Here is a 19,690-nt window from a genome sequence, read left to right on the forward strand (position 1 = left end):
TTCGTGCTGTCCCGCCGGTGCACACCCAAAACGCGTGCGGCCGGGCCTGACTGCCCGACCGCACTACCGGTCGAATGTACCGATCTGAATCTTCGTCGACGGTGGCGTCCCGCCTCGGATCACTTTCCCGGAGATGTCCAGCGCTTCTGCCGGTATTTTTCGTACAGCTCCCTGTGCCGGTTGTTCAAATCGACCGTGCGTCCCTCGATGAACATCATCTCGACGCCGTGCGAGATCATATCCAGAATATCACCGCGCGTAACGATAAGGGTGGCCTTTTTGCCGACCTCGAGAGAACCGAGCGCCGAATCGACACCGAGTATCTGCGCCGGGCCCAGTGTTATCGAGCGGATCGCATCGGCCTCGGATAATCCGAATGCTTTCGCCATCCCGGCCTGAAACGGGAGATTCCGGGATCCCCAGGAAGCGAAACTGGCGATCGCGAAGGGCACCCCGGCTTCCTGCAACTGCCGTGGCAGCGTAAACGCGGCGTCGTACGCATCGTCCTGTTTGGGCGGAAGATCGAGCACGCGCTGAATGATAACGGGCACGTCGTGTTGCTTGAGCAGGTCGAGTGCGCGGAACGCCTCGTTGCCGCCTGCGATGACGCACCGAAGCTTCCACTTCTCGGCAAAGGCCACCGCCTGCTCGATCTGGCGGTAGTCGTTGGCGAAAATGATTACCGGCAGTCGCCGGTCAAACACCGGGATCATCGCTTCCCATCGGAGGTCGCGCGGTATCGACGGATCGGCCTTCCTTGCGTCGTAGTAGGCCCGTGCGTCGGCAAACGCATCATCCAGCTCGGCGCGGTTTTTTGCATTTTCTTTTTGCTGCTCTTCGGCCGACTGCTGCATCCACCAGGCGTTGACGATCCGCGTGCGCGGCCACGCGATATGCACTGCCGCGACCGGAAGCTCGGCGGCATCCTCGCGCGTCCAGCCATCGAGATTCATAAGGCTGGACCGTCCCTGGATCAGCGAACCGCCGGGAACCACGAGGGCGGTCGTAATCCCGTTTGACCGCACCGTGGGCAGTATTTCCGAGTCGGGGTTGTAGGCGGTCTGGGCGAGTACCTCGGGAGCGATCCGTTCGCGCTCGGCCTGGTCATTGGTCGCCCGCGCGGCTTCGATTTCGATCAGTCCGAGCGATGTTGCGGCATCGATCAATCCCGGATAGATCCGTTTGCCGCTGCAGTCGATGACGATCGTGTTGTCCGGAGCTGCGATATCCACGCCGATCTGCGTGATCCGCCCGTTTTCGAAGAGCAGGTCGGTTGTCGCTAATACGCCGTTCGTAACGGTGTACAGGTCTCCACCCTTCAACAGAATGGGTTGAGTTTGCGGTCCGCCGGGAACGTAGTCATGCGCACCGACGGTGGCGGCGAGACAGACGGCCGCGATGAGCGATTTTACGATCACGGACTTATTCATGGCGGTACCCTCCCGTTCCGGCGCCGTGGAGTGCATCAGCTTCGTACGGCGACTGCGATACGCGGGGTCGCCGTCCACCCGGTTTGCTTTTGCCCTCGGCGGGGCCGGTGGTCTCCGACGTGAGTATCTTTTGAACGAGTTCGCGTTTCTCCGTGTCGACACGCTCACGGAGTGTCCGGTCGTACTCGATGTCAAAGTACTTCCGTCCGTCGATCCAGGTTTGCTGTGCGACCGCGTACATCGACAGCGGGTTATCCGACCAAATCACGAAATCGGCGTCTTTGCCCACCGCCAGCGAGCCGACGTATGTATCGACGCCCAGCTGTTTGGCCGGATTGATGGTGACCATCCTCAGCGCCTCTTCGGGGTCCATACCCGCGTACATGATCGACTTGGCTGCTTCCTGATTGAGACGGCGTCCGGTTTCCGGGCTGTCCGAGTTGATCGATACCAGCACGCCGCGTTCGGCCATCAGCGCCGGGCTGTACGGGATGGCATCGTAGACTTCGAATTTGTACGCCCACCAATCGGAGAACGAGCCGCCTCCCACGCCGTGCGCCGCCATCTCGTCGGCTACTTTGTAACCTTCGAGCACGTGCTCGAATGTTGCCAGACGGAAGCCGAATTCTTCGGCGAGCCGCATCAGCATGAGCATTTCGCTTTGCACGTACGCGTGGCAGTGGACGGCCATTCGGGAGTTGATCACGGCAGCGAGCGCCTCCAGTTGCAGGTCCCGTCGTGGCGGGCACGTGCGTTCGCGCTCGTTTTTGCCGAGCGAGTTATACTGCGCATGGGCGCGTTCGTACTCGCGGGCCGCCTGGAAGGCGTCGTGGATGATCGTCTCCACGCCCATTCGTGTCTGCGGGTAGCGGATCGTGTTTTGATCGCCCCAGTTGGATTGTTTGACGTTTTCGCCGAGCGCGAACTTGATCGAGGGCGGGGCCACCGCCATTTTCATGGCTTCCGGTCCGGCGCTCCAGCGGAGTTTGACCAGCTGCGCCTGCCCGCCGATCGGATTCGCCGACCCGTGCAGCAGCTGCGCCATTGTCGTTCCGCCCGCCAGCGCCCGATAGATGTTGATGTCCCCGGGATCTACCACGTCGGCGATTCGGACTTCCGCCGTCACCGCGTGCGTTCCCTCGTTGACATCACCCGCAATGGCGATATGTGAATGCTCGTCGATGATGCCGGGCGTCACGTGCATGCCGGAAGCGTCGATGACGACCGCCGCCACAGGGGCGGTCAGATCACGGCCGATGGCCGTGATTTTGCCGTTTTCACACAACAAGTCCGCGTCCTGCAGAACTCCCGCCTCGTCGCTGGTCCAGATAGTCGCATTGGTGACGAGCACCGTGTGCTGCTCGGGGAGCCTGTCATAACCATAGGCGATATTGGGCGACGTGAGCCGCGAGATTCTGGTCGGTTTCTTATCCTCCGGAGGGGGATTCCCGGAGTCGTCTCTGGAGACGGCGCTGTCCGGGGCTTCAACGCGCGTCGCCGTCCACGGCCGGTCCTCCCCGGCAGCCGTCAGATACACGCCGGAGAGACCTTCGTCACTCATCCGTGCGTCGAATCGCGTGATCCCCGGCACTCCGAGCGTGTCCAGACCGGCGGAGAAACGAAGTCTGTCGGGTTCTACCGTGACTGGGGCCAACGGCACCGACAGCGCGGAGTCGATTTCAAGCGAGCCGGTGACCCTGGTGATCTCCCCTGTCAGCTTCAACGTGAGGGAGCGTTCGGCTAAGGGCATCGTATAGGTGCCTCGGAAGTCGACCTGGGCGAGGCTGATTGCTTCGTATCGTTTCACACCCGTTACCCACACGGAGAAGATCCGGGCATCCTTATCGAAAATATCGCGGTCGACCACGATGAAGTTGGCCAGCTTGTTGCGGTCGAGTGTCCCAACCAGGTCATCCACTCCCGCGATGCGTGCCGGCACCACCGTCAGGGCAGCCAGCGCCGACTGAACGGGCAAACCGCATGACACCGCGGTACGGAGGTTCTTCCAGAAGTCCTTTTTGTTTTTCAGGTGATAGGTCGTAAAAGCGAACTCTATCCCTGCGGAATCGACGAGGAAGGCGTTGAACGGCGCCCATTCCCAATGGCGGAGATCGCCGAGGGTGACATCGAGTTCATCGCCGATCGAGCCCACCGCGGGCGCTTCCGGGAAAGCCAGCGGCAACACTATGTCGGCGCCGGTCGCTTTGAGTGACGGTAGGTGCGTGTATTCATTGCCGCTGCCGACATAAATCATCGGCACCGAGAACTCTTTGGCGATGCGGTCCGCACGGAGAAGCGAAAGCGCATCTGCTGTTTCAAACACGAGGCCGTCGGTTCGAATGCCCTGCAGGGCTTCCAGCGCCCGGTTAATCTCCGGCGCTTTTTGAGCGGGGTTGCGGCTGAAGGCGCTGTGGGCTCGGTCATACCAATCCGCATCCAACAGCGACTGGCGAATCAGGGCGATCGACCCCATGAGCGAACTTGGGTACTCCTGTGTCGATGACCCCTTGTCGAACGAGCCGAATTGCCGCCCGTACGCCCGCAGCACCAGATCGTTGGGCAGACCCTCTCCCAAGGTTACGACGACAGACCGTCCTCGGAAGATACCGTCCATGCCGGCGGACTGAACGGCAGCGAAGCCGAGCGACAGCAGCTCCTCCGCCTCTTTGGGGTCCGGCTTGAATTCGTCCACCCAGTTTCGTTCCGGGTGAAGTGCATCGTTCCACGCGTCGGCTCCCGACCGTTCGGCTTCGTACTGGGGAGGCCCTCCCCAGCGTCGTTTCGGTCGCTCAGCCCTGGGTATGCCGTATTCGGCGACAGGGTCAACAAATGCCGGGTAGATGTATTTCCCGGCGAGGTCGACAACGGTGGCGCCCTGCGGAACGGCAACCGCGGCGCCGACGGCAACTATGCGGCCGTCCGTGACGACTAGAATGCCATTCTCGATCGTCTGTGCCGGCGACATCACTATCCGTGCGTTGGTGAACGCCATCGTAGTCGGCGTTTTGTCGCGAATACCACGTTCGGGAGTGCTCTGGGCCAGACCGGTTGAGACAACGGCAAGCAAGGTTAGAATTGTGCGGGTTATCATGCGGCCAAGATACCACACGGTGACGCGCCCGGCAATATCCTTGCGTGGGTCCGGAGGTAATCGAATCCGGATAGGTCCGTTTACTCGGCCACTACCGAAATGGATTCTGCCGTGTGGGTCACCGCCGCGCCGGTGGTGTGGGCCGGGGACAGTCGCCGAACTGGAATCGGCACCCTTCCGCCCGGTGGTCGATCAGGCTATCGAGAGTGCGACCGGGTGTTAACCGTGCGGGCGTGTGTGCCGATACTTGAGAAAAACACCTTTCCAGGAGGATCAACACCCTATGGACCTGCGCGATCTTGTCGCCTTCGTCCGGAAATACCGCCCGCGCCTGCGAGCCGGGTTTCGCCCCACGGCGGCAATGGTGTACACCGGGACATTTCTTCTTTCAGTCCTGTCCCTTTTTACGACGTATTACGGCCTGACGATTATTCTGCCGTCGTCGCTGGCGTTTATCGGCTCGCTTGGTCTTCAGTCGGCCATGCTGGGTATCGCCTGGAACCTCATGAAGGTCAGAAGCAATCGTATTCCGTACCTTGTCGTTTTTTCGCTCGCCGCGGCGTTTTCGATCTTCTTTTCGTACGCCAATTTCAATTCCGGCCTGAAAGCACATACGCGCGCCGAGCGGGCCCGTGGCGCGTATGCCGAGGCCGCGCGACCGGTCCTCAGCAGCTATGCATCGGAAGCCAAGAAGGCGCTCGCGCGCGGGGAGTACCAGATTCAACGACTCGGCCAGTTGTTTGATATCGAGCAGACCAAAGGGTGGGCAACCATGGTTGACGAGGGTTCCAACGATCCGGTTGTCCAGAACGTCATTGATGGCGCCCGACGCACCGTGGACTCCTGGCGGGCGTACCAGGGGACCGACTACCGGCAGGGCGCCGGGGCGGGGATTATCGCCAACTACATTTCCACATGGAAACGCACGGCCGAGCGCAACGTGGAATTTGTCAGCGGGTATGCCCGCCACGTGGACTCGCTGGCGATGTCGCTCAGCCCGGCCGATCCGGTTGCCGAACAGGCCCGGATCGTGACCGATGCCATGGTTGCCTTTCCGCGCGCCTCGGTTTCGATGATCCAGGGCGGGGTCGAACCGCTGCTTATGGATCCACCCGTTCCGGCTCTTTATCCCGAGACCCCGGCCAGCAGCCAGCACGCCCTGATGCTGGTGCTGGGCGACCTGCTGGAAATGGATCACCTCACCATGTTCTCGCTGCTGTTCGCGTTCGTGATTGACTTTATCGTCATTATCATGGCGCTGGCGGGGTCGCTCATGAGCGACAGTGTCGACTTCGTCATGAACCGTGTCGAGCGCGATGGAATCCGTCGCCTGCGTCGCCTGCGCATCAACGATTCAGACGAACTGCGGCAATCGCTCGAGCAGAATCTCGAACGGGTGAGAGTTGCGGGTCGCTACGGCATCGACCTGCAGAACGCGATCAACGACTTCGCGCTGAGAAAGCGCCGGGTCGAACTTCGCCGCGGACCGGAATCCGTGAACATGCCCGAGATGGACAACTTCCCATCGGCCGGTTTTGAGTCATCGGAGGATGTGACGCTCGAACGGGAGACCTCAAGCCGCTCATAGACAAATCGAGGGTCCGTACGGCCGAGCCTCGCGGTCGAGGGTCAGGCAGACACGGCCGTTTGATATCGGCCGGGCGCCGCGGGCGCCCGGCTTTCTGTTTCTCCGCTCAAAACGCGAACCCGATCATCCAGTTGAACGTGTCGGTGTCATACTTCGAGACCTGCCAGGTGAAGAAGACCCCCATATTGAACGGTGCGAGATGCGGCGTCAGGTTTCCCAGACCGAACCCGGCTTCGGCATACGGGCCGGCGGTTGTGTTGATGAGCTCATCGCCTGCAACGGTCTTGTGATCCCGGAACTCGCTCCAGAAGGCGCCACTGAACACCTGCAACGTAAAAGGCACATCTTTGATGAGCGGTAAGCCGCTCTTCCGGAAGAGCAGGCGGTCGAAATCATGGTTGAGATACACGGCCGCGACCCGATTGCCTGCAAAGTTGTTCTGGTTCAAGGTCGAGAACTCACCGTTGCCGTACAAGATCCCGTTGCCGTGGTCGACCGTGAAGTAGCGCTGCGGCGGCAGATCACCATCCGATGCGCCGAGAAACGCGTTAAGTGTCGTTACACCCATACCGAGTGACCGCTGCCGGTGAAACAGGCGGGCGAAATATCTCCGGTATTCGAAGTCGTTATCGATCAGATCAGGCGAGGCATACTCGATCCCGACCGTCAGCATGGTGCGTTCGATATCGTCGATTCGAATCACCCGGTTCTTGCTTCGCATGAGAGGTCGGGAGTCATAGGTGAGCGAAGCGTTGAATGCCCGAAGCCGCCCGTCGATAATGGCCGGGTTGTCGCGGATGATGGGATCGGAGTCCTCGAAAATCGAATGATCGTTCGTCAGCGGCGCGCTGGTCTGGCGCACGTCGATATAACCGAGACGGCCGTCGACGAAATTCACAAGTTTGCTTTCCGCATAGAGCTCAAAACCGCGCTCGTGGTAATAATCGAACGGATCGAGTTTCCATCCCAGGGCCGCAAAGGTCGGGTTGTAGGTCAGCTCGCTGACAATGGTCGGCCGCTTGACGATGTCATCACGCCAGTACCCGCCCACCCAGAGGCGTTGGCTTCGGCTCACTCGGTAAGCGGCGCCGTACTCGTGTTGCCACTTCTCACGATCGAAGGCGTAGCCGGACTTGAGCCGCAGGTTCAGATCCGGCGAGAAGGGACTGACCCGCCCGCCGATGCCCAGGTAGTATCCTTCGACCCGGTTAAAATGGAACAGGTCCGGATAACCGACCGTCGCAAGGTAGACGCTCGCAAGAAGGGCGGACATCGCAACCTCTCCGGGAGAGGGCGGCAGCGACTCCAGTGAATCTATCAGGTGGTAGGCTGCGAGTTCTATGGTTGTCAGGGGAATCGTCTGGCGAACCGCCCAGGTCGAGCTATCAATATCGTCGGCGCCGTCCTGCACCTCGATGATGAACTCGTCGAACCGATCCTTATCATGGCCCTGCTCGAAGCTGTAGCTGTACAGAGAGGCCGATTGGGCGAACCCGAGGTCTTTTGGAATGCCGGGGAACTTGATACCGAGGTGCACCTGTCCGGTGAGACGAATATCCACCGGCATCCAGAACCCGTCACTGAAGTGGGCGAATCGCTGGCTGTAGCGAAGGCTGTCGACGAACGGCAGCCGGACGGCGTCGTTCACGCCGACATCAACCGCGACCACATCGAAGGTGGAATCGGCGATGTCGATGGTTCCGACGAACAGGGGCTCGGCGACGCTTTTGGGCTCGATCTCCAGACGGAAGACGGGACGATTATCGAGGAACACGGTGTCGATCAGATAGTAATTGTAACTCGACAGCGCGTCGGTGGCGGTGGGCGTGACGATTGAAAATCGGCCGATCTCGATACGGTTGGCGTTGAAATTCAGGATCTGCCCGACCGTCACGAGGTTGTTTTCGGCATCGATATTTCCCGACTGGCGTCGGGCGGTGATGATCTCCTTGTACTTGTCGGGACGTTCCCAGAAGGCCGTCGTCTGTGATTCCGCGATCAGGAATATCGACTCGGCTCCGTCTTTGGCGAGGTCGGTAACGATGAACTTCGTGTAGGCGTCATACTGGTAATCGGCAAGCTGACTGAGAATGTCCTTCTTTCGCCGGATCGCTTCCAGAATAATACGCTGGGCGGCGTCGTATTGGCGCGAATACACCGTGGCCCCCGGCAATTCGTACACGGCCCGCTCCAGGGTGACGTCGAGCAGATTGGTTTCCCGGTCCGCGACGATTTGAATCGCTCGATGTTTGAAGGCGACATGACTGAAATGAAGTCTCCAGGTTCCGGGAGCCAGAAGCAGCCGGTACTTCCCTTCGGAATTGGTCAGCGTCGAGACGCCTGACCCCTCGACCCGGACGGTCACTCGATCGAGCGGCGATGCGTCTGTACTGTCGGTGACGGTGCCCTCGACGACGACGTACTCCACGGGCTGCTGCGGAGGCTGGGCAAGTACGCCGGTTACCGAGCACACTATGAGGCACAAGACAATAGCGAAGTTGTTCATAATTCCCCGTACGTGTGGATCGCTGTGTTTGCCGACGTACATATCAACTTTAATGCCGGATGTGTTCGAGTGGCGCCGCAAGGGTTTTCGGCTCGGACCGGGGGCGCAGCGTGTTGTCCGCACACGGCATAACACATATTCTGTGCAGGCCGGTTCGCTGTCGGGCGGCTCACAGGCGGTACAACATCAGGTAAATTACGACCCCCGTGACAGAGACAAACATCCAGACGGGCCACACCCATCGCGCGAGTCGTTTGTGCCGATCGAATTGCTCCCGTATCGCAAGTGTCACGAGTACGATGATGAACGGCGCCATGACAGCGGCGAGGATAACGTGAGGAATGAGAATTGCAAAGTAGAGCGGCCGGGTCCAGTCGTGGTAAGGGTAAGGTACCGAGCCCGCGGTGTAGTGGTAGATTACGTACGAAACGAGAAAGGCCGCCGAGACAATCAGCGCCGACACCATGCACCGTTTGTGGGCCGCGATCCGTCCTTTGCGGATATTGAGGTAGCCGAACAGAAGCAGGACGGTTGCCGTGAGATTGAGCACGGCGTTGAGGGTGGGCAGAACGCTGGACGGCTGACTCACCGCGCGATCCTCGCCAGCGCTACGATATCCCGGTCGAGCCGGATCCGGTCGCTGTCGGAGTCGTACCGATAAAAGCCGCGGATTCGCCCCATCCGGTCGATGAGCACGAAGCTGTTGGTCCCCGCGATATCGTCACGGTCGGCCAGGCGAAAGACCTCGCGATAGAGCACCTCGGTCGTATCCTTCGGCCCGGTCACGACCAGCCAGCGGTTGTCGGTGAGAGCGAGTGAATCGATATACGCCGGGAGACTGACCGGACTCGTATCGACCTGCTTCAGGACGGTCACCAGCGCGAGACGTTCGGAGTGCGCGTAACGATCGTAGACATCGCGAAAGGCGACTTTCATGCCGACCGAATTTGGAGAGGTCGCCGACTCAAACATGAGCAGACTGACCTGCCCTTTCATGTCGATCAGGGAGTAGTTGCGGCTGTCTTCCTGCGTCAGAGTGAACTCGGGCAGTTTGCCCAGAACCGGCAGGGCATTTCGTGACAGTTCGGCTTCCTTGATAACGGCAAAACCGCTGGCGGTCAGAATCGCGGCCAGCACCAGACCGGCGACGATCACCTTGCCGACCGACTTCTGGAATCGGGCGGGCAGTTCCCGGGCGTGTGACACGACCGAGTACAGGACGAGCAGCACGCCGAGGAAGATGGTGGCCAGCCAGAGGTGAAAAAGCTGGACGATTGCCGGCAGACCAAACGAGATGAACACGATCCCGCCGACCAGCTGCAGCGCGACCAGCGCCACCATCAGCCACACGGCCTGCTTCACCAGGACGGCCGATTTGTCGGACAGGCGGATCAGCCCGTAGGCGACGAAAAACGCGAAGAGGGCGGTGAGAACGCCGACGATCAGGTGCGCGTCCATGCCGGCCCCCACCCGGGAGAGCCATTCGAGATCCGATGCCAGGGGGTACGCGGCGGAGATATCCTCGAGTCTGCCCCGCACCTGCGTCCCCAGGATAACCTGGAACAACGTCATCATCCCGAGGCCGACGATCCAGTTGCGGGCGGAGACCGGGTAGGTCAATTCGGAGACCATCGCTTCGGACTCGACGTAGTAGCTCTGCAGGAGCACATGCAGCAGGAGCAAAGCGGTCGCGATTGCCAGAATCAGGTGTGCCGAAACGAGATACGGGTGCAATTCGCTGGTGACGACGACGCCGCCGAGCCATCCCTGGAGAGCAACGAGGAAGGCGGTCGCCAGCGAGGGCCACAGGATTCTCGGCTGGGAGCGATAATAGCGAATAGCCAGCACGGCGGTCAGCACGATGAGCAAGCCCACGGTCACGCCGACGAGGCGATTGCCGTACTCGATCCAGGCGAGCGTGATGTTAAACTGCGAGGGGTCGATTTCCGGGGGAAGCTGGCTCAGGGAGGTCGGTGGAATCCATCGTCCGAAACATTTCGGCCAGTCGGGACAGCCCAGACCGGCGCCGGACACTCTGACCAGACCGCCGATGAAGATCAGCATGTAGGTTGCGACCAGAGACAGCAGCGCCGAGTAGCGAAACGACTTCATAACCGGATGTTCCTTCCCAGCCCGGAAGCCCACGCCGCAGGGGTGAGCCCTGTTATGCGTTACGGTTGCCCGTCACCCGGTCACGGGCGGTCAGACAACCGTCAGTGTCCGGCGGGCGGTGTTGTCGCGGACGATGGCGCGGAGGTGCTGCCGGATACCCCTGATGCACTGTCCGCGGCGACCCCGTCGAGAGCTCCTGCTGCGGCAGGGGCATCAATCGATCGCGACCCGTCGCGATAGATGACGGCCTCCTCGACAATCGGGCGCTCACGAATCGGGTCGATTTCTCCCCGGGTCTCCGTGTCCGCCATGGAAAGTATAATGAACAGCCCGAGAAATGCAAGTGAACCTACAAAGACGACCGAATACAATTTGCTGTCGTACTTCAGGTGCATGAAGAACAATGCGACCAGCGACGCCTTGGCGACGGCGATGACCATGGCGAGAATCGTATTAAACACGCCGAGGTCCATTCGCGCGACGACAACTGTCAGGACCGTTAGTGTCAGCAGCGCCGCCCCGACGTTCAAATAAAGGCTCAGCGGCAGGATATGGTGCTTTTTTTCGCTGTGTGACGACATGATTACCGCCTTGTCCTATCCGATCAGGTACAACATGGGGAACAGGAAAATCCAGACCAGGTCAACCAGGTGCCAGTACAGCCCGGTCAGTTCTATGGGCGTATAGTATTCAGCCGAGAACTCGTCGCGGCTCACCCGGTACATCATCCAGCTAATGGCGATGATACCGGCCACGACATGCACCCCGTGCAACCCGGTCAGCATGAAATAGACGGAGAAGAAGATGTGGGGGTTGGTGCCCTCGATGCCGGTATAGGTATACAGATTGCCGGGGAGCTGCCCGAGGTGGATCTTGTGCGAATACTCGAAGTACTTGACTACCAGGAACACGGCGGCGAGCAGTACGGTGGCGAGCAACAGGCGGAACGTAGCCTTTTTCCGTCCGAGCTGCATGCTGCGGATGGCGAGTGCAATCGTTACCGAACTGGTGATAAGCACGATGGTATTGACCGCGCCGAGCTGCCACGACAGCGACTTGTGGGCGTTGACGAACGTCTCCGGGTACCAGGCGTTAAAAACCGCGTAGGCGCAGAACAGACCGCCGAAAAACAGGACCTCGGTCAGCAGGAAGACCCACATGCCGAGCTTGGATGATTCTTCCTGCTGGACGGCCGTTCCGAAATGGTGCTGCAGATACTTCGGGTGGGATCCGGCGTGCGTGCTGGACATAGTTCAGACCTTCTCTGCCACGGTTGGTTTGTCTCCCCTGCTCCGGTAATACTCGCCGACCACGCTGACCTTGTCGTAGTCGTACGGGCCGTGCGCCAGGACCGGATCGGTCAGGAAATTGTGCTGCGGGGGCGGCGAGCTCGTCTCCCACTCATAGGTCAGCCCGCCCCACGGATTGGCGCCCACCGGACGCTTGTTGAAAAACGACGCGATCAAGTAGATCGCCATAATCAAAAAGCCCAACCCGAGCACCCAGGCGCCGACGGATGAAAACCCGTGCAGCGGCTGGTACTGGTCGAGGTACGTGTAATACCGGCGAGGCATGCCCTTGGCGCCCAGAATGAACTGGGTGAAAAAGGTCATGTTGAACCCCACGAAAACGATGATCGCCACGATCTTCGCCCACGCTTCACTGTACATCTTGCCGAACATTTTCGGCCACCAGTAATGGAGGCCGGCGAGAAAGGCCATGACCGTGCCGCCCATCATCACATAATGGAAATGTGCCACGACGAAATAGGTGTCGTGCAGATGAACGTCGAGCGCCAGCGCGCCGAGCATGATACCCGTGAAGCCCCCGATCATAAACAGAAACAGGAACATCAGCGCGTAGATCATCGGCGTTTCGAGACTCACCGAACCCTTGTACAGGGTGGCCACCCAGTTGAACACCTTGATACCGGACGGAATGCCGACAAAAAAGGTGAGAAACGAGAAGATCATCGCCGCGATCTCGGACTGGCCCGACGTAAACATGTGGTGACCCCAGACCAGGAAACTAACGAACGCGATGCCAAGCGATGAATACGCGATCGGCCGGTAGCCGAAAATCTTGCGGTGCGAGAAGGTGGCGATCACTTCAGAGATGATGCCCATGCCGGGCAGGATCATGATATAAACCGCCGGGTGCGAATAGAACCAGAAGAAGTGCTGGAACAGCACCGGGTCGCCGCCCATGGCCGGGTCGAAAATGCCGATCCCCAGTACGCGCTCCATGATCAACAGGACAAGCGTGATCGCCAGCACGGGCGTCGCCAAAACCTGGATGATCGCGGTCGCGTACAAGCCCCAGACCATCAGCGGCATCTTGAACCACGTCATGCCGGGCATGCGGAGTTTGTGGATGGTGACGATGAAGTTGAGCCCGGTGAAAATCGAGGAGAATCCGAGGATAAAGACCCCGAGCGTCATCGAGATGACGGACGTCGAGGTGGTCGTGCTGTACGGCGCGTAAAACGTCCAGCCCGTATCGACACCGCCGCTGACGATGGAATACAGGCAGAACAGCGCGCCGAAAACATATACGTACCAGCTCGCGAGGTTCAGCCTCGGGAACGCGACATCCTTGGCGCCGATCATCAGCGGCAGCAGGAAATTGCCCAGCGCGGCGGGAATCGACGGAATGATGAACAAAAAGATCATGATCGCGCCGTGAAGGGTGAAAAACTGGTTGTACGTATCGGCGTCCATCAGAATTCGCTCCGGCCTGAACAGCTCGGTGCGGAGGACGACCGCGAGCGCCCCGCCCACGAAAAAGAAAAACATGATCGCGGTCAGGTACATGATGCCGATTCGTTTATGATCTACCGTCAGCAGCCAGCTTTTGAGCCCTTTCGGCTCTTTGAGATAGCTGAGGACGGCGGTAGAATCGTGACTCATACCGATTCCCTATTCCTTGAGTGACTTGATATAGGCGATCAGCGCGTCGATCTGCTGGTCTTTCAGGACGCCCTGGTACGAGGGCATCACCGGATCGTATCCGGCCACCAGCTTGGCCTGCGGATTGAGGATCGACTCGCGCAGGTAATTCTCATCGGCCATGGTCGGCGGGCCGTTCGTGAGCATCTGCTGTGTATTGTACAGGTTCAGGAAACTGGGGCCGACCAGCTTGCTGCCGTCGATCGAGTGGCACGTGTTGCAGGCTTTGTTTTTGTACAGCTGCGCTCCGTATTCGGCCGGAGTCATCCCTTCACCCATGCCGCCGGCCGACTCCAGCCACTCGGCGTACTCGCGCTCGCCGAGCACCCGCACCTTGCCGATCATCTCCGAATGTCCCGTTCCGCAGTACTCGGTGCACATCAGATCGTATTCGCCGACCGCGGTCGCCTCGAACCACAACTGCGTGTATCGGTTGGGCAGTACGTCCATCTTGACGCGGAAATTGGGGACGAAAAAGCTGTGAATGACGTCGACCGACGACATCAGCAGTTTGACCGGCTTATCCACCGGCACGACCAGCTCATTGACCGTGCTCGCGCCTTCGGCATACTGGAAGCTCCAGAACCATTTTTGTCCGGTCACCTTGATTTCCATCGCGTCGCCGGGGGCAATATGCAGCTTCAGGTAGCTTTTGAAGCCCCAGACGAAGACGAAGAAAATGAGGATGGTCGGAATGAGCGTCCAGGTTATTTCCAGCGGCATGTTGTGCGCCAGGCCGGTGGTTAACTCGCCCTGCCGCCGCCGGCGATACCGGAAAACGAAATAAACGATCGCCGCGCCGAGTACGATGAAGAAGACGGCGCTGGCCCAATAGATGAAGTCCCACAGAAAGTCGATCTCGGCCGCCATGGTCGAGTTCTGCGGCGGCATAAAAAGTGACCCGGTCGTATCCATGTCTGCCTTATTGCATCAGAAGCCGATAGTATCCATCAGTGCCGGACCGCATGCGGCATCTGTTCGAGCCGGCGGCTCTTCCGCCGATCCCCAAACCACAAAACGCCGATCATACCGCCCAGGACCAGAACCGTCGCCACGCCCCCGAGGCGCATCACGTTGCCGGCAAATACCACATAGCCGCGCGCGTCGGGGTCATAGTGAAAACAGTACAAAAGCAATTTGTCGATTGTCGTGCCGATCTTCCCCTCCGCCGCCTCCAGCAGGGCCAGCCGAACGTCGCGGGGCTGAAAAGCGATACCGTACAAGTACCGCGACAGCCGCCCGTCCTCGGTCAGCACAAACACCGCGGACGGGTGCGCATATTCCTGCCGCTCGTCGTCCCAGTAGTACTGAAAGCCGACCGCATCGGCGAGTCGCTTCACCTGATCATCGGGCGAAACGTGAAACGCCCAGCCGCGGTCCACTTCGGGACGGCCGAGCTCGTTGAGGTAGTTGGCGCGCTTGGCCGACGCCAGTTCGGCCGTCTCCAGCGGATTAAAACTTATCGTAACCACCTGGTACTCGTTGCCTGCGACAAAATCCACGCCCTTCATGCCGTCGCTGAGCCCGTTCAGGATCAGGTTGCACAGCATCGGGCAATTGTAATACACCAGTGACAGGATCACGGGCTTACCCTGATGGAAGTAATCGCCCAATCGCACCTGCCGACCGAGATCGTCGATAAAGGTCAGATCGAGGGGAATCGTATCGCCCAGACGCTCTTCGACTCCCATTCCGTCGAACGCGGCGGGACTCTCCTGCACCACCTGCGCGCCGGGCGCCGTCGCGAGACCCATCAGGATCGCCCACAATATAGATATACCGGGGCTAAGAAGTCCATTTTTGCGCCGTTTGTCAAGCATAGTGTTTTTTACAACACCGTATTATTCGCATTGGTTCGCGATTATCCGCACACTTTCAGGGGAACAAATAAGACTAAAATTACTATATTCATCTATCTTTGAGCCGGCGCTCATGGGCCTCGCCAGCCTGCAGTTCCATCGCCCGGTCGATCGGAATCTGATAAGCGCCCGCGGCGGAATCGAGCACCTTGTACGAATGCAGTTCCTCATCCTCGCGGGCGCGAAGCTCGCGCAGTGCGGCCGAGGGGGTCGACAGGACCGTGTCGTACACCAGCCGCTCCTTGGTCACGAGAAAGTACTCGTTGAGGATAACGATAAATACCACGATAACGCCGATCACGATCAGGGCGATGGTGGTGATCCACGGAACGCTGACATCGCTTTTCTCGTATCCTGTTCCGGTCGGATCGACGCCGTGTGTGTGCTGGGAATCGCTCACAGTATCACCCTAGTAGTTTACATGGCTCAGGGATTGCGGAAGTTTGGGATCGCCCACCGGCACCAGGGGGCCCCGGCTGAAGCGGCTCCAGAACGACCACAGGTAGAACCCGCCGATCGCAAGCATGGCGCTGAGGTCCATCCAATGGAACGAGGCGTTATCGGTCGCTCCGGGCCAGGTGGGAAACACCAGCCAGTAGAGATCCACCCAGTGCATGACGAGCAGCCACGCCACCATCACGCCGAGCGGCGCGAGGGCACGTTTGGTCCCGCGGAAAATCATAATCAGAAACGGAATCGCGAAGTAGCCGAGGACCAGTAGCAGCGACACGGCCTTCCACGACCCTTCCCATCGGGCCAGGTACCAGACCGTCTCCTCCGGTATGTTCGCGTACCAGATGAGCATGTACTGGGAGAAACCGATATATCCCCAGAAGATGATGAACCCGAACACCAGTTTTCCGAGGTCGTGGTAATGTTCGTGGGTGATCGCCTTATCCAGGACGCCGCGGCGGCGCAGCGCCAGCGCGGTGAGTGTAATCAGACACATGGCGGAGAGCAGGCCGCCGGAGAAGATATACACGCCGAAAATCGTGGAATACCATTCCGGCGCCATGGACATGAGCCAGTCGAACCCGGCGTACGTGATCGTTACGGCGAACAGGATCATGCCCCACGCCGACGTGCTTCGCATTTTGGCGAGGATGTCGGCTGAATGCCCCTGGTCCTGCCTCCGAGACAGTGACACCAGGCGCATGGACAAGAAGATCCAGACGGCGAAATAGACGACCGCGCGGATGATGAAAAACGTCTGGTTCAGATACGGTTGTTTCAATTGCAGCAGGTGGCTGTGGGCCACCGCGTCCTCGTGCGTCCAGTGATACAAATCGTGCATTCCGAGTATGATCGGGATGAAAAAGACGGCCAGAAGCGGGAACGGCGCCAGCAGTGATTCGGCCAGGCGACGAATGACCGTCGACCACTGCGCCCCGGTCAGATGGTGCAGCATCGTAAAAAACAGGGCGCCGAGGGATACGGTGATCCAGAACGCGAATGCCGTCAGCCAGGCGTGGTAGAAGCGGGCGGAATCGAGAAACCAGGCCAGAACGGTCACCAGCAACCCGACCGCTCCGGCGATCATCGCCTTGTTTGCAAATCCACCCCGGTCCGTCAGGGTGTAGGTGTCAGCCTGAAAGTTCATCGTCTCCGTCACTGCCTTACTGTTTTCCGGATGTCTTCCGGGATATCTTCGATCGTGGCGTTTTTGCTTCGCTGCAGCGCCCGCACGTAGGCGATAATGGCCCAGCGATCTTCAACGGTTATCTGGTACTGGTACGCGGGCATATTGCGCACGCCGTGCGTGATCACGTCGAAGAAGTAACCGTCGGTCGTGTCACGCAGCCGCTGTTCGTGGAACGACGGCGGCGGGATATATCCCCGCTGAATCATGATACCGCGCCCGTCGCCGACCCGGCTGTGGCACGGACTGCAGAAAATATCGTAGCGCTGCTGCCCGCGTTTGAGCATTGCCATATCGGCCGGTACGGGAGAGTCTTTGACGAATGCGCCGCGGGCGTCCTTGCCGGTGTACAAAACCGGATCGTCGCGAAGCCACCCGCGTGCGACAGTCCCGGCGACGGGCGCCCGCATCGCCTTGCCGTCGGCGAAAAACTCGCTCGGCGCCTGCGGATCATAACGCGGCTGTGAATCCATGTTCGGGTTCGGATGGATCGGCGGTTTCTCCGACGGTCTCTGCCGCGTGCATCCGGACGCGACCAGCACCAGCAGTGCCAGCAGGATCGTTGCCTGTTTCATTCTCCCTCCAGCACTTCGGGCTCGCTGCCGCCGATCGATGTCAAAAACGTGACGGTCGCCCGGCGGTCGTATTTCGGGTCGTGCCTGTCGACGCTGACGAAGAAGGCGTCGTCACTGAATCGCGCGAAGGCGTCGGAGTGAAACACGCCGTGAAACAACTGCGGCAGACGATTGACGTGAAACATGCCCAGCACGGCTCCGAGCGCGCCGAACAGCACGGTCAAACCGAACGTCACCGGGACAAAAGCCTGGTAGCTGAACAGCGGTTTCCCGGCGATAACCAGGGGGTAGTCGACAGCCGAGGTCCACCACTGCAGTGCCAGGCCCACGACAAATCCGATGGCCGCACCGGCGCCCGAGATCAGCCCGACCTTCGACTCCTTCAGCCCCATCGCCTTATCCATCCCGTGAATCGGGAACGGCGAGTGGCAGTCGAATTTCGTGTAGCCGGCGTCGCGCAGCTTCTCGGCCGCGTGCAGCAGCGCGCCGGGGTCGGCGAACCGCGCGATGACGCCGTATTCCGTTTTTGCCGTCACCGTGTTCTCACTCATCAGTGCTTACCCCCGTGATGCGGGTCTGCCTGCGGCAGAACCGCCTTTACTTCGGTCATCGAGATCATCGGCACAAACCGGAGGAACAGCAGGAACAGCGTGAAAAACAGCCCGAATGAGCCAACGAAGGTCAGAATGTCCCAGATCGTCGGGCTGTAGTAGTCCCAGCTCGAGGGCAAAAAGTCGCGTGCCAGAGACATCACGATCACGAACCGCTCGAACCACATGCCGATATTGATAAAAATAGTCGCGACAAACATGACCGGCACGCTGCGGCGGAATTTCCTGAACCAGAAGATCTGAGGTACCACGACGTTGCAGCCGATCATGATCCAGTACGCCCAGGCGTACGGCCCGAACGCCCGGTTGATGAACGTAAACGCCTCGTAGACGTTGCCGGAGTACCAGGCGATGAAGAACTCACAACTATAGGCGTAGCCGACCATCATGCCGGTGAGCAGCATGATCTTGTTCATTCTCTCGAGGTGGTTTATGGTGATGAAGTGCTCGAGATGGAAAACTTTTCGCACGATAATACCCAGCGTCATCACCATCGCAAAGCCGGAGAAAATGGCGCCGGCCACGAAGTACGGCGGGAATATCGTCGTGTGCCATCCGGGGATCATGCTCACCGCGAAGTCGGTCGACACCACCGAGTGCACCGACAGGACGAGCGGCGTGGACAGCCCCGCCAGCACGAGATACGCGCGTTCGTAATTGATCCACTGCCGGTTTCCGCCGCGCCAGCCGAGCGAAAGGATACCGAGCACGATCTTTCGAATTTTCGTCTTGGCCCGGTCGCGAAGGGTCGCGAGGTCCGGGATCAATCCCACATACCAGAACAAAAGCGACACGGTGAAGTACGTGCTCACGGCGAACACGTCCCACAGAAGCGGCGAGCGGAACTGCGGCCACATCTGCATCTGGTTCGGCACGGGAAACATCCAGTATGCCACCCAGATACGACCCACGTGTATGCCGGGGAAAATAAGGGCGCAGATCACCGCGAACAACGTCATAGCCTCGGCAAAGCGGTTAATCGACGTGCGCCATCGCTGGCGGAAGAGGTGGAGAATCGCGGAAATCAGGGTTCCGGCGTGTCCGATACCAACCCAGAACACGAAATTGACGATCGCCCATCCCCATGCGACGGGGATATTCAATCCCCAGATGCCGGTCCCTTCCCAGACGAGGTAGCCAATCGACCCCAGCAGGACCAGCGCAAGCGACCCGGCGAATCCGAACAGCGCCAGCCACGTGATGGTCGTCTTCCGTTCCGCTATTCGGCTGATGGTATCGGTGACCGTGTGGAACGTCTGATTGCCGGTAATCAGCGGTTCTTCGACCATCACGACCGGGTCTGCTTTCGGGGTTACACTCACAGTTTGTCT

General features: G+C 59.7%; 16 protein-coding genes. 1 reads left to right on the forward strand and 15 read right to left on the reverse strand.

Annotation, left to right across the window (positions count from 1 at the left end; all coding sequences use genetic code 11):
* Positions 1–119 precede the first annotated feature (119 nt).
* Together RBT76_12330 and RBT76_12335 are read right to left on the reverse strand one after the other, a co-directional pair.
* Positions 120–1,430, reverse strand: a complete 1,311-nt coding sequence (locus RBT76_12330; protein MDX9858571.1) for an amidohydrolase family protein — start codon at positions 1,428–1,430, stop codon at positions 120–122.
* The gene (locus tag RBT76_12335; protein ID MDX9858572.1) at positions 1,423–4,521 is read right to left on the reverse strand and encodes an amidohydrolase family protein; all 3,099 of its coding nucleotides are present in this window, start codon (positions 4,519–4,521) and stop codon (positions 1,423–1,425) included. Before RBT76_12335 ends, RBT76_12330 begins: the two co-directional genes overlap by 8 nt.
* A 283-nt stretch (positions 4,522–4,804) precedes the next feature.
* On the opposite strand from RBT76_12335, the gene RBT76_12340 reads away from it, so the two are divergent.
* A complete protein-coding gene (locus tag RBT76_12340; GenBank protein MDX9858573.1) occupies positions 4,805–6,109 on the forward strand; it encodes a hypothetical protein in 1,305 nt (434 codons plus the stop codon).
* Positions 6,110–6,215: 106 nt separating this feature from the next.
* On the opposite strand, the gene RBT76_12345 is transcribed toward RBT76_12340, so the two are convergent.
* From RBT76_12345 to nrfD, 13 genes are all read right to left on the reverse strand, one after another.
* A complete protein-coding gene (locus RBT76_12345; protein MDX9858574.1) occupies positions 6,216–8,615 on the reverse strand; it encodes a DUF5686 family protein in 2,400 nt (799 codons plus the stop codon).
* Between the two features lie 169 nt (positions 8,616–8,784).
* Positions 8,785–9,204, reverse strand: coding sequence for a DUF420 domain-containing protein (locus tag RBT76_12350; protein ID MDX9858575.1), 420 nt, complete (start codon positions 9,202–9,204; stop codon positions 8,785–8,787).
* Positions 9,201–10,727 (reverse strand): COX15/CtaA family protein, encoded by a 1,527-nt coding sequence (locus RBT76_12355; GenBank protein ID MDX9858576.1) that lies wholly within the window; start codon positions 10,725–10,727, stop codon positions 9,201–9,203. The genes RBT76_12350 and RBT76_12355 overlap by 4 nt, the downstream gene beginning before the upstream one ends.
* Positions 10,728–10,828: 101 nt before the next feature.
* A complete protein-coding gene (locus RBT76_12360; GenBank protein MDX9858577.1) occupies positions 10,829–11,308 on the reverse strand; it encodes a cytochrome C oxidase subunit IV family protein in 480 nt (159 codons plus the stop codon).
* Between the two features lie 15 nt (positions 11,309–11,323).
* Positions 11,324–11,977 (reverse strand): cytochrome c oxidase subunit 3 family protein, encoded by a 654-nt coding sequence (locus RBT76_12365; GenBank protein MDX9858578.1) that lies wholly within the window; start codon positions 11,975–11,977, stop codon positions 11,324–11,326.
* A gap of 3 nt (positions 11,978–11,980) precedes the next feature.
* Positions 11,981–13,636 (reverse strand): cytochrome c oxidase subunit I, encoded by a 1,656-nt coding sequence (ctaD, locus tag RBT76_12370; GenBank protein MDX9858579.1) that lies wholly within the window; start codon positions 13,634–13,636, stop codon positions 11,981–11,983.
* A gap of 9 nt (positions 13,637–13,645) precedes the next feature.
* Positions 13,646–14,590: a cytochrome c oxidase subunit II gene (coxB, locus tag RBT76_12375; protein ID MDX9858580.1), complete on the reverse strand. Its 945-nt coding sequence runs from the start codon at positions 14,588–14,590 to the stop codon at positions 13,646–13,648.
* Between the two features lie 35 nt (positions 14,591–14,625).
* Positions 14,626–15,429 (reverse strand): SCO family protein, encoded by an 804-nt coding sequence (locus RBT76_12380; protein MDX9858581.1) that lies wholly within the window; start codon positions 15,427–15,429, stop codon positions 14,626–14,628.
* A 154-nt stretch (positions 15,430–15,583) separates the two neighbouring features.
* On the reverse strand, positions 15,584–15,934 hold the full coding sequence (locus RBT76_12385) for a hypothetical protein (protein MDX9858582.1): 351 nt from the start codon (positions 15,932–15,934) through the stop codon (positions 15,584–15,586).
* 9 nt (positions 15,935–15,943) lie between these two features.
* The gene (locus RBT76_12390) at positions 15,944–17,134 is read right to left on the reverse strand and encodes a hypothetical protein (protein MDX9858583.1); all 1,191 of its coding nucleotides are present in this window, start codon (positions 17,132–17,134) and stop codon (positions 15,944–15,946) included.
* A gap of 8 nt (positions 17,135–17,142) precedes the next feature.
* A complete protein-coding gene (locus RBT76_12395) occupies positions 17,143–17,748 on the reverse strand; it encodes a cytochrome c (protein MDX9858584.1) in 606 nt (201 codons plus the stop codon).
* Positions 17,745–18,299, reverse strand: a complete 555-nt coding sequence (locus RBT76_12400; GenBank protein MDX9858585.1) for a DUF3341 domain-containing protein — start codon at positions 18,297–18,299, stop codon at positions 17,745–17,747. The genes RBT76_12395 and RBT76_12400 overlap by 4 nt, the downstream gene beginning before the upstream one ends.
* On the reverse strand, positions 18,299–19,648 hold the full coding sequence (nrfD, locus tag RBT76_12405) for an NrfD/PsrC family molybdoenzyme membrane anchor subunit (GenBank protein ID MDX9858586.1): 1,350 nt from the start codon (positions 19,646–19,648) through the stop codon (positions 18,299–18,301). The genes RBT76_12400 and nrfD overlap by 1 nt, the downstream gene beginning before the upstream one ends.
* Positions 19,649–19,690 lie beyond the last annotated feature (42 nt).

The organism is Candidatus Zixiibacteriota bacterium, from assembly GCA_034003725.1.
GTDB lineage: Bacteria > Zixibacteria > MSB-5A5 > GN15 > FEB-12 > WJMS01.

What these genes read in the sequence shown, in the direction of transcription:
- RBT76_12330 (MDX9858571.1), bottom strand. Translation starts at nt 1,430, where the DNA reads ATGAATAAGTCCGTGATCGTAAAATCGCTCATCGCGGCCGTCTGTCTC.
- RBT76_12335 (MDX9858572.1), bottom strand. Translation starts at nt 4,521, where the DNA reads ATGATAACCCGCACAATTCTAACCTTGCTTGCCGTTGTCTCAACCGGT.
- RBT76_12340 (MDX9858573.1), top strand. Translation starts at nt 4,805, where the DNA reads ATGGACCTGCGCGATCTTGTCGCCTTCGTCCGGAAATACCGCCCGCGC.
- RBT76_12345 (MDX9858574.1), bottom strand. Translation starts at nt 8,615, where the DNA reads ATGAACAACTTCGCTATTGTCTTGTGCCTCATAGTGTGCTCGGTAACC.
- RBT76_12355 (MDX9858576.1), bottom strand. Translation starts at nt 10,727, where the DNA reads ATGAAGTCGTTTCGCTACTCGGCGCTGCTGTCTCTGGTCGCAACCTAC.
- RBT76_12360 (MDX9858577.1), bottom strand. Translation starts at nt 11,308, where the DNA reads ATGTCGTCACACAGCGAAAAAAAGCACCATATCCTGCCGCTGAGCCTT.
- RBT76_12365 (MDX9858578.1), bottom strand. Translation starts at nt 11,977, where the DNA reads ATGTCCAGCACGCACGCCGGATCCCACCCGAAGTATCTGCAGCACCAT.
- ctaD (MDX9858579.1), bottom strand. Translation starts at nt 13,636, where the DNA reads ATGAGTCACGATTCTACCGCCGTCCTCAGCTATCTCAAAGAGCCGAAA.
- coxB (MDX9858580.1), bottom strand. Translation starts at nt 14,590, where the DNA reads ATGGATACGACCGGGTCACTTTTTATGCCGCCGCAGAACTCGACCATG.
- RBT76_12380 (MDX9858581.1), bottom strand. Translation starts at nt 15,429, where the DNA reads ATGGGTCTCGCGACGGCGCCCGGCGCGCAGGTGGTGCAGGAGAGTCCC.
- RBT76_12390 (MDX9858583.1), bottom strand. Translation starts at nt 17,134, where the DNA reads ATGAACTTTCAGGCTGACACCTACACCCTGACGGACCGGGGTGGATTT.
- RBT76_12395 (MDX9858584.1), bottom strand. Translation starts at nt 17,748, where the DNA reads ATGAAACAGGCAACGATCCTGCTGGCACTGCTGGTGCTGGTCGCGTCC.
- RBT76_12400 (MDX9858585.1), bottom strand. Translation starts at nt 18,299, where the DNA reads ATGAGTGAGAACACGGTGACGGCAAAAACGGAATACGGCGTCATCGCG.
- nrfD (MDX9858586.1), bottom strand. Translation starts at nt 19,648, where the DNA reads ATGGTCGAAGAACCGCTGATTACCGGCAATCAGACGTTCCACACGGTC.